Annotated in this window: 10 protein-coding genes; 2 read left to right on the forward strand and 8 right to left on the reverse strand. The window is 49.5% G+C overall.

The features are described 5' to 3' along the window. Nucleotides 1-292: 292 nt before the first annotated feature. From IQ256_RS30170 to IQ256_RS27300, 3 genes are all read right to left on the reverse strand, one after another. Entirely contained in the window at nucleotides 293-421 is a 129-nt protein-coding gene (locus IQ256_RS30170) for a hypothetical protein (protein ID WP_255516246.1), read from the reverse strand. A 198-nt stretch (nucleotides 422-619) separates the two neighbouring features. Next, nucleotides 620-1,450 (reverse strand): class I SAM-dependent methyltransferase, encoded by an 831-nt coding sequence (locus IQ256_RS27295; protein WP_193858848.1) that lies wholly within the window; start codon nucleotides 1,448-1,450, stop codon nucleotides 620-622. Next, entirely contained in the window at nucleotides 1,447-1,881 is a 435-nt protein-coding gene (locus IQ256_RS27300; protein ID WP_193858849.1) for a cupin domain-containing protein, read from the reverse strand. Before IQ256_RS27300 ends, IQ256_RS27295 begins: the two co-directional genes overlap by 4 nt. A gap of 148 nt (nucleotides 1,882-2,029) precedes the next feature. Between IQ256_RS27300 and IQ256_RS27305 the strand changes: the two genes are divergently transcribed. After that, nucleotides 2,030-2,206 carry a hypothetical protein gene (locus IQ256_RS27305; protein ID WP_193858850.1) on the forward strand — a complete coding sequence of 59 codons (177 nt, stop codon included), beginning with the start codon at nucleotides 2,030-2,032 and terminating at the stop codon, nucleotides 2,204-2,206. 78 nt (nucleotides 2,207-2,284) lie between these two features. On the opposite strand, the gene IQ256_RS27310 is transcribed toward IQ256_RS27305, so the two are convergent. From IQ256_RS27310 to IQ256_RS27325, 4 genes are all read right to left on the reverse strand, one after another. Continuing rightward, on the reverse strand, nucleotides 2,285-2,701 hold the full coding sequence (locus IQ256_RS27310) for a hypothetical protein (protein WP_193858851.1): 417 nt from the start codon (nucleotides 2,699-2,701) through the stop codon (nucleotides 2,285-2,287). An 88-nt stretch (nucleotides 2,702-2,789) separates the two neighbouring features. Continuing rightward, entirely contained in the window at nucleotides 2,790-3,452 is a 663-nt protein-coding gene (locus tag IQ256_RS27315; protein WP_193858852.1) for a methyltransferase domain-containing protein, read from the reverse strand. Nucleotides 3,453-3,485: 33 nt separating this feature from the next. Further along, a complete protein-coding gene (locus tag IQ256_RS27320; protein WP_193858853.1) occupies nucleotides 3,486-3,695 on the reverse strand; it encodes a DUF1971 domain-containing protein in 210 nt (69 codons plus the stop codon). A 161-nt stretch (nucleotides 3,696-3,856) separates the two neighbouring features. After that, complete coding sequence (locus IQ256_RS27325) at nucleotides 3,857-4,435, reverse strand: tetratricopeptide repeat protein (RefSeq protein ID WP_193858854.1); 579 nt, start codon at nucleotides 4,433-4,435, stop codon at nucleotides 3,857-3,859. Between the two features lie 494 nt (nucleotides 4,436-4,929). Here IQ256_RS27325 and IQ256_RS27330 point away from each other — a divergent pair, with 494 nt between their 5' ends. Beyond that, nucleotides 4,930-5,805, forward strand: a complete 876-nt coding sequence (locus IQ256_RS27330; RefSeq protein ID WP_193858855.1) for a Uma2 family endonuclease — start codon at nucleotides 4,930-4,932, stop codon at nucleotides 5,803-5,805. 51 nt (nucleotides 5,806-5,856) lie between these two features. On the opposite strand, the gene IQ256_RS29915 is transcribed toward IQ256_RS27330, so the two are convergent. Continuing rightward, nucleotides 5,857-9,279, reverse strand: a complete 3,423-nt coding sequence (locus IQ256_RS29915; RefSeq protein ID WP_228025339.1) for a serine hydrolase — start codon at nucleotides 9,277-9,279, stop codon at nucleotides 5,857-5,859. Nucleotides 9,280-9,389 lie beyond the last annotated feature (110 nt).

Raw genomic sequence — 9,389 nt, forward strand, 5'->3', positions numbered from 1 at the left:
TAGCCAACAACAAGTACAACAGTTGATGATGCTCAATCGGGGGAAAATTGAATATTATCTGAGGGGGCAGAAAGCTATGATGGCCGTCCTACAAACCTTGTAGCCTTTGTGTCACCCCCTTAGCACAATCTCATTAAATCACTAGATCTCTATGCGTTTAGCTTATATGCCTAGCCGTACGAGGCTTGCGGCGTAACAGGAGCTAAGTCAGGCCCGCTCAACACTCAAGTTTGACGATAATGCCTTTCTTTTTCGTATAGAAAGAGAAGGTCTAGACTGAAAGAGAATGATATTAGAAGCGCCAGGGATAATCTCGTAAGCTAGGTTCGGTGTAGATTAACATTCCCCAGGTAAATGCTGTGGTGATTGGCGAAAGCACCCACAGCAGCCTTAAATCAATCAGGCTATAAGTTTCTGACATATGATTAAAAGAGAGGTTGAGAAGCTAACGCAAGAGAAGGCGTGGAAGAAAGCATCCAACAGAATACAGAAGCTATCACCACTACCAACGCAGGGCCAAACCATCGACTAGCCATATTGTTGCCTATCTATAATAAGTTGATGATTTAAACTTAGCTTAGATGAGACCAGTTATCAATAACGAAGCCATTAAGAAATATTAGGCTTCTACAACAAATTGATTGAGTCGATAGCCCTCTACTTTGCCACGAATCAGCCAAGGTGCCCATCGAAATATTAGGGCGGTAGGCCAGGGCATATATTTCATTAGATCAGGGTCTGCATCCAGAAAAGTGCGCGATCGCACCAGGCGCAGATTGCCCCAATTCTCAATCTCATGAGGATCATCACAGCCCCAGCGAAACCAGCTATCTGACGACATGTATTTCATCGCATCGTGGGTGGACTGGCTATCAACCATTTTTCGAGCGGTGGTATCAGTTAAGATCCAGGCACCCGGAAAGCGACTGGCAATTTGTGCGATCGCTTTCCGCGCCTGATCCGGTTCCAAATAAATGATCACCGCTTCTGAAATAAAGCACCAGGGGCCACCTGTTGCGGCAACCGTGTCCATCCAATCTGTTTCTAAAACGCTAGCTTCGAGCATAGTGCGACGCGGCTGGTCTTGAAAAAACTGCCTGCGAAGCGCGAGAGAATCAGGCAAATCTAGATCAAACCAGCGGGCTTGGCCATTATCCAAGCGCTCGAATCGAGTGTTTAGACCACAGCCAATTTCAATCACAGTTCCGATCGGATGTTCTGATAAAAAAGACTGTACGTATTGATCGAATAGTCTAGTTCTCAGCGTTGCGCCTGCTAGCGTCTTAGACTTCTTCCATTTAGAAAAGTCGTAGTCCAAAGCATCTACGATCTCGACTGCCTTTTTGTCTTGGATTAGGCCACTGCCTTTTTTAGTCTCTACGGCTCTACCCAGCAATGGGATTAGCAAAGTTTCTTGCACAGGGCCAAGGTTGACTGGAATTTTACTCATGGACTTGCTACCTCGAATATCTCATCTGCATGTACGAGCTGCGCTTTAGTCCGTGGGTCTTCCGCATAAGAAACTGGGCCGTGGGGTGAAGCTAGGACAGAAAGCAGGGTCACAGGCTGCTGAGCGAGGCTACGATGCCATACTCTAGCAGGCACAATAAAAACGCTATTTGGAACCAGCAAATGTTCTTTGCTTTCACCGTCTACCAGTAGCGTCAATGCAACTTGACCGCTCAAAACATATAAAAACTCGTCGCCTTCCTCGTGGTATTCCCAGGGCGTTTGCCCCTGCCAAGTGCCGACCGATACCGATCCTCGATCCATTTTGCCTAGTTCACAGAAAGCAGCGCGAAAGCTCTCAGCATCTGGGGGCGCTGATAAGTCTAGCGGCACTAAAGTTTGAACAATCTGATCGAGAGCTTGAATGTTCATAGGCTTGTAGTATGAATGGTGCGTCGTAAGATTAAGACGCATCAAGGACGTGTGCCAATGCTAGCGCGTCTAGCTATTCACTAAGATCGCTAGAGCGTCGGGTTTGATCGCTTTAGCTGCAACAACTGTTCTCTTCTAATATTGAGGCTTGAACATTGTTCAATATCGCCAGCGTCTCACCTGTGCTAGATACACCCAGCGAGGCGTTCTCTCCATCTTGAACAATCGTCAGGTCAGCAAACAACAGTTCACCTTCAACGAGACCGATGCGATCACCCCGCAGTACATCATCCCCACTACCACCAAGGATCGCGTCATTACCTAGATCTCCGGCTACGCAGCATCAGACTTCTACAACAAATTAATTGAGTTGGCACTTTTGTAAACGTTTGCAAAGGTGCGACTAGATTTTAGGATTCATGGCGTAGTGCAGAAAAGACCAGAATGAAACTAGCGCCGCCATAGCACGTGGCCACAGCAACATCCAAGTTTTGTACCCCCCTGTAAGTGGATCGCCCGCAGAAACCGTGCTAATAAAAAACAGCACAAGATAGACTAAAAGACTTCCCAACCCAATTTTTAAGAGATAGTCTTCCGCACGGACATTCGGTGTAAGATTTACGGCGATCGCACCTAAGAAGAGGAAGAATAACACTAAGCTCAGCCGCCAGGTTATTGCCCAGTGCGCCTGAGTGCTGAAATTTTCGAGAGCAGCCGTTTCAAGCAGAGAACGACCTATGAACAGGAAAAAAAGATCGTTCCCTAGAACAATTGTAAAAAGTGTAAGAATACCAATTAGGGCAATCGATTCTAAGCTCATGATTTATTTCCGATAACAGTAACCCTGCCAAAGATTATGTTACCCCCTCGCTTCGCCGTTTCGAGTGTTAGGCGAGTTGCGATCGCCTTCATCTTTTACGAGCCAGCAGCGTTGCAAAGACAGCTTTGATCGGTTGACCATTGCTATCTTTGCGATGGAAAGTTCCTGGCTGCTCTTGATAATTTAAAAGCTGCCAGTCGGTGTAATAATTCGGTAATTCCTGGGGCGCAAAAGTTGAAGGAAAGTCAATGGGACAAGAAAAATCTGGAGAAGAGACTGGCGCAATGATGAAATGATGCCCACCGCTTTTCGTGTGAGCCTGCATGTCTACAATCACAGCAGAGAGAAACTCGCCGCGCAGAAACTGAAGAACAACCGTAGAGAGAATCAGATCGTAGTGGTTGTCGGGGTCACAGTGTTTGCGAAGCGCCGCAGATTCGATATCGTAGCAATGGGCCTGAAATCTCTCTGCGGCCCGTTCACGCTGAATGATAGACTGCAAAGATTCGATGGCACTGATATTTTTGTCCAAAGCGGTGACGCGATGTTTTAGCGCATAGAGATAGGTAGCGTTCCGCCCTTTGCCACAGCCTAGGTCCAAAATGTTCAAACTAGAACAGTCTGCCAGCGACCCTTCCACTAGCCGCTGCACATCACGATGGGGTGCGGCAAACTGATACTTCTTTTGGAAGTAGGCTTGGGGATGGCAATAGAACTCTACGAAGCATCGTAATTCTCCTAAGGGCTTCACCCGATGCCAAGCTCCTGGTGAAACCCAAAAGCCTCAATGATTCGACGTAATCATCTCGCTAGAGATCACGGTGCCTGTTTCACTTAGAGCATCGTATTGCAACTGTCCCACTTCTACTGTAATTTTGCCCCAGGTGCCAGACTGAGTGTTGTGTTGGGTTTGAAAAGTCTTTGGCAGTGTGGCCTCTGTCCAAGTCGGCAGGGTTTTGTATTTAACCAGTAAATCTGTATTTTCGATTATCATGGCGATACCCACACGTTGTTAATTCTAGATTGCACATACAGAACTGATTATGAGCCATATCACAGTTTTTGTAATACTCTCTCTTGCGTGCATTCTTAACGCCATCGGCGACATTTTCTTATTTTAAGAGGCGCGTGAGAACAATTGGGTCGTCGACTTCATTACTTTTCTACGCTGTCTAATTGAGAGAGCACGACTGCTCGGTTATACCAGGCATTCTGATAGTTGGGGTTAACGATAATCGCCTGTTCAAACGAGCGCAGCGCCGCTTGATAGTTTTCTAGATTGAACAAAACATCACCCCGGTTGCTCCACGCTAACGCCGACCCCTGCGAACTCCAGTGCCCATCCCCTTTGATTGCTAGATTACAGGAATTGAGCGCCTGGGCGTATTCTTCTAATCGGCTCAAAACACCGCACCGGTTGGCCAAGACTAGCGAATAGTCCGGGTTTATCAGCAGTGCGTGATTGTAGGCCATCAAAGCCCCTTCATACTGTTCAGTGGCAAAGAGCTTTTGGCCTAAGTTGTTCCAGGCAGTAGGATCACTTGGATCGGTAGCGATCGCACGTTTCCACGCTTCAACGCTGGCCTGTTCAGAAGGCTCGGAAGCACCATCCCCCCCATTGAGCCCACTATCAGCAGCATGAGCAGATTGAGGCAACAATAGCCATAGTACGGACGCGATCGCCATCGATATCACCCACAGCCTCAAGCGCTGCTGTCCTATCAAAAAGCTCATCAGACTCTCCTTTGAGAATTTCACAGTGTGGTTACACGCAGCAGCCCCGGTGAACAACATCCAGCAGAAAGCAGAAGCTATCAGCCATAGCAGTAAAGGGCCAGACCGTAAGCTAAACATTCTTCAGAAAAATCTAATGCCGTTTAGCTCCCATACTGTTCTAGCGCTCAAGCTGCTTTGTACTGCTTTTTAGTATAGTTTAGTTTGCTCACAAATGACATAGATTATCAATAAGCCAAACATTAAGATACCTGAATTTTGGGCGTTGCCGAATTCAGGTATGAATCGGCGATCGCCAAGGAACTGGAACATCCCAGAACTTGAGATAGTGGATTAGTAGTCGAAGCGAATGCTTCAACATCTCTAACGACTTGGAATAACACAACGTTCCTAGAAAGTAGGGTAGTGATAAGTAGGGGAAACGCAAAAATTATCGTTCCACCTCCATCTTCGGTAAACTGTAGGTTAAGCCCTTGCAACCATCAGGTTTTGCCATGACGCTGCCCACCGCCGTAAGCAACACGCCCAACCTAGACACACCTAGCGCTGAACCCGCTGCTGCTGAGCGCACCCTTACAGGTGAGCAGGCAAACGGCAGCACAGACCAGCTAGCAGAACAGTTGCCAGCACCGCCACCGACCGATCTTTATAGCGACGAACCCCCCTTGGAAACCACCCTGCACCTGCGGCAGATGATCCTGCTGCTCAACTGCCTGCACTGGATTTGGAAAGACCGCGACGACTACTTCGCCGCCGGTAACCTGACGATTTACTACAGCTTACGCGAACGTAAAGATGAAGATTTCAGAGGCCCCGACTTCTTCGTGGTGCTAGATACCGAACCGCACCCTCGAAAAAGCTGGACAATTTGGGAAGAAGACGGAAAGTATCCTAACGTCATCGTAGAGCTACTGTCCGATTCGACGGCTGAGACAGACCGCGACTTCAAAAAACGCCTGTATGCCGACACCTTTCGCACCCCCGAGTACTTCTGGTTTAACCCCGACCCAGAGAAGCAGGAGTTTGCCGGGTTTGCCTTGGTGCGAGGTAAGTATGAGGCGATCGCAGCCACCGACCAGGGATGGCTGTGGAGCGAGCAGCTACAGCTATATCTAGGCATTCACGACGAACAGCTCAGATACTTTGAGCTAGATGGCAAGCTAGTGCCTACCCCAGACGAAGCGGCCATCACTGCGCTAGCCGAAGCCGCCGCCGCGCAGGAGGAAGTCACTGCCGCGCAGGAGGAAGTCACTGCCGCGCAGGAGGAAGTCACTGCCGCGCAGGAAGCCCTGACCTCAGAACAGCAGCGCTCCGCTAGGCTCGCTGAAAAGCTACGTGAACTCGGTATCGATCCAGACAGCCTTGATTAGGAAGCCGCTAAACCGCACAAGCTGCGCGACTTCCAGCGGCGTTAGCTCCGGTTAAGCCAGGGCTAGCGCTTCTTCAGGATTCGACATATCGGGCACAGTCGAAAAATCACTCTCACGCAGCATTGATGCCTGGACATTGTTTAGCACTGCTAGAACTTCTCTGCTGTCAGCGACGCCTAGTAGCGTATTTCTCCCATCTTGAGTAATGGTCAGCTCAACAAAAGTAAGCTCACCTTCGACCAAGCCAATGCGATCTGTTCCCACCTCAAAATCGAGAATAGTGTCCATCCCGTCGCCGTTGCCGAAGACGAACAGATCGCTACCGCTGCCATCAGAGAAGTTGTCACCAACCAGGACGTCGTTGCCAGTGCCGCCCATGATAATGTCGTCGCCATCATCACCCCAGATGAAGTCATCGCCTGCATCGCCGCTGAGGATGTCGTTACCGGATTTTCCACCGATGCGATCGCTCCCCTCCCCACCAAAAATAATGTCATTACCACCAGCCTCTCCATCCTGCGGACTGCGACTATTCGCGTCCCCACGCAGCACATCATCTCCCTCGCCACCGAGAATGATGTCGTCACCCAGTCCACCAGCGACGGTGTCGTCTCCACCTAATGCGTCTATTAAGTCGTTGCCCGATTCACCTATAAGAGATTCACCAGCTTCAGTTCCTAAAATCTGATTAAACGGTGGCGGATCTATAACAAATTCGATCAAATCAGCGTCAATGCGTACATCGCCCATGTCAGTACCAGCCGCGCCATCTAGTCCCAGAATAGTAGCCAGCTCGGGGGCTAATAGCAAATCGGCGTCGGCAAGGGTTAGCTGTTCATCTCGCACTAGCAGCCGTTCCGGCACGCTGAGATCGAAGAGAATATCGATACCTAAACCGTCTTCTAAAGTATCCGTAACAAAGAATCCGCTAGTGATCTCGCCAGCGCGATCGGCATCAAATCCAACGGCAAAATCGCCAATTGTCAGATCAACGTCACCACCCACTAAAAAGCTAATATCACCCGTATGGTTGATCTGACCGCTTTCAGGCGTGAAGGGAAATCCTTGGAATTGAAAGTCTGTGCTGGTATCGATGCCAAAGCCAAGCTGAAACTGATTGGAGAAAGGCGTTGCCGTAGGGGTAGCATTTTGAATGGTTAATCCTGCGGTTTCAAATAGGCTGAAGTCCAGAAACAAGCTCGTAATGCCTGAAGCGACTAGATAGTTGCCTATATCGTTATCTAGCAGCGACACCAGAATGGGGCTGCCGACTTCGTCTAGCGTGTCTTGAATATCGTCGAGGTAGGCGTCACCCACTTCGCCAGTCTCAATCAGCTCAGCCGTTGTCCTAGTCAAAAAAGCAATGTCTTCATGAGTGCTGTAGCCGATCGGGAAGCCCAGTGACCTAGACCAGTCATCCAAATGCATTAAAGACGGCGAAGTCTCTTTTGACTTGCTCCATAGGTTCAGCCCAGTAAAACCGTCACCTACGGCTGTCTTTTCACCCACGTTGATGCCCTCTGGCCCCATAAATAGGCCGTCGGTGAGAATCTCTTTTGTTTCGGTATCGAAGGCAAAGTTAAACTCGTCAAAGGTGAGATGGTTGTCTTCATAAGTCCTTAGCAGATTGCCGTCGGGGTCAAAGAAAGAGATATCGAAGTCGGTCAGATTTTCTTCTCGAACAATGCTATCTTCGATAGGCGCACTAGCGTCGTAGGTGAAGTCGCCTGCTGCGCTAAAGCCTGCAATCTGCCCGATCCATTCAAACTCGTAGGTGATTGGATCTGGCGTGGGCGGCTGGATAGTGCGGCGGTAGGTGGGCAGCAGATCGCTGACTAGGTTGCTGTTAGAGCGACCGTTAAGCAGCTCTACATAGGTGATTTCTTCGAGCGGCGAGTACCACAGGTTTGAACGAAAGCCGAGGGTCTGGCCGCGATGGACGTACCAGAATCTGTCGCGCGACTCTAGCGTGCCGATGCCTAACCCGTATTCGTCGTAGTTCGGCGAGTTGACCGGAATGGTGTCGAGCATTTCTTCGAGAGTTTCGGCCTCTAGCAGCGCATCGTCTACTAGCAGGCCGTCGAAGAAGTCAGCTAAATCTGCGGTATTAGAGATAATTGAACCCGCAGAACCCGTCCAAGAGAGATTGACAACGCTGAGATTGTCCAATGCGCCGTCGTTATTGAAGTCCCAGTAGCTGTTGATGTAGCCGCCGGGAATCTCTTCTTCGCCAAAGACAAAAGTGTTTTCTAGCTCAAGCGGATCGATGATGCGATCGCGGATCTCCTGACCATAGCTATTGCCCGTTACCGCCTCAATTACCTCACCCGCCAAAATGTAGTTAGTGTTGGAATATTGCCAGTTATCCCCCGGCTCGAAAAATGGGTCTACTCCATCAATAAAGCTGACTAGCTGCTCAGAGCTCCACTCAGCAAAGAAGAGCGTAGGATTGTTCAAAGCTTGAGCAGTGAAGACATCTAGATAGTCGGCAATGCCGCTCGTGTGTCCCAAAATTTGTTCAATCGTAATCTCGCTGGCATTAGGCACCAAATCGGTGAGCTCTGTGGGCAGCCAGTCGGTGAGCATATCACTTAGAGAAAGCGCATTTTCTTCAACGAGCTGTAGTATTGTGGTAGCAACAAAGGTCTTGGTAATGCTGCCGGCTTCAAAGCGATCGTCTGGCTGCAAGGGAACAGTGTTCTCTACATCTGAAACACCGCTCGCGCCGAACCATTCGCCTTCGGGCGTGAGAATAGCGACGGCTGCGCCAGGAACTTCGGCAGGTAAATTGTTATCTAGGGCTTCTTCGAGTGCAAGCACGACGCGATCGGGCAACATGGAGGTATCTTCCTTAGAATCGAGAATGGTTAAAGAGCGGGTTTGCGCGTCAGGATTAACGCTGTAGTCGACGCCGGGCTGAACTGAAAAGGTAACGGTTTCTTCGCCTTCTAGAATGCCGTCGTTTGCGACGGGCAAGAGAAGCTGGGCGGACTGCTCAGTCAAAGTCACGTCGAACTGAGTGGGCAAACGGCCAAGCTGGGCGATCGCACCGTCCGTGAACGCAGGAACAATGTCACCTGCCAAACTCTCTTCCGTACGCCCGTTCAACAGTTCAACATAAGTGAAATCTGTTTCTGGAGCGTACCACATATTAGAATTGAAGCCCAAGCTGCCGCCCCGGTGTCCTACCACCTGGCCCAAATCGGGCGTATCAAAGCTCATCATACCCAGTCCGTATTCATAGCCGCGCCCCGTATCAACAAGTGTAAACATGTCAGCTTTAGTGGCTTTAGAAAGGAAATTTCCGGCATAGCGCGCGCGGGCGTATTGAGTCAAGTCTTCAGTATTTGAAACAATCGCCCCAGCGGCCCAAGTCCAGGAGAGGTTAGTAATGGAAACATCATCTAGATTGCCATCTTGGTCAAAATCTAAGTAACCGCTAATGTAACCCTCTGTGCTAAGGGGGTGACACAAAGGCTACAAGGTTTGTAGGACGGCCATCATAGCTTTCTGCCCCCTCAGATAATATTCAATTTTCCCCCGATTGAGCATCATCAACTGTTGTACTTGTTGTTGGCTATCTT

The sequence above is a fragment of the cf. Phormidesmis sp. LEGE 11477 genome (assembly GCF_015207105.1).
Taxonomy (GTDB): domain Bacteria; phylum Cyanobacteriota; class Cyanobacteriia; order Phormidesmidales; family Phormidesmidaceae; genus Phormidesmis.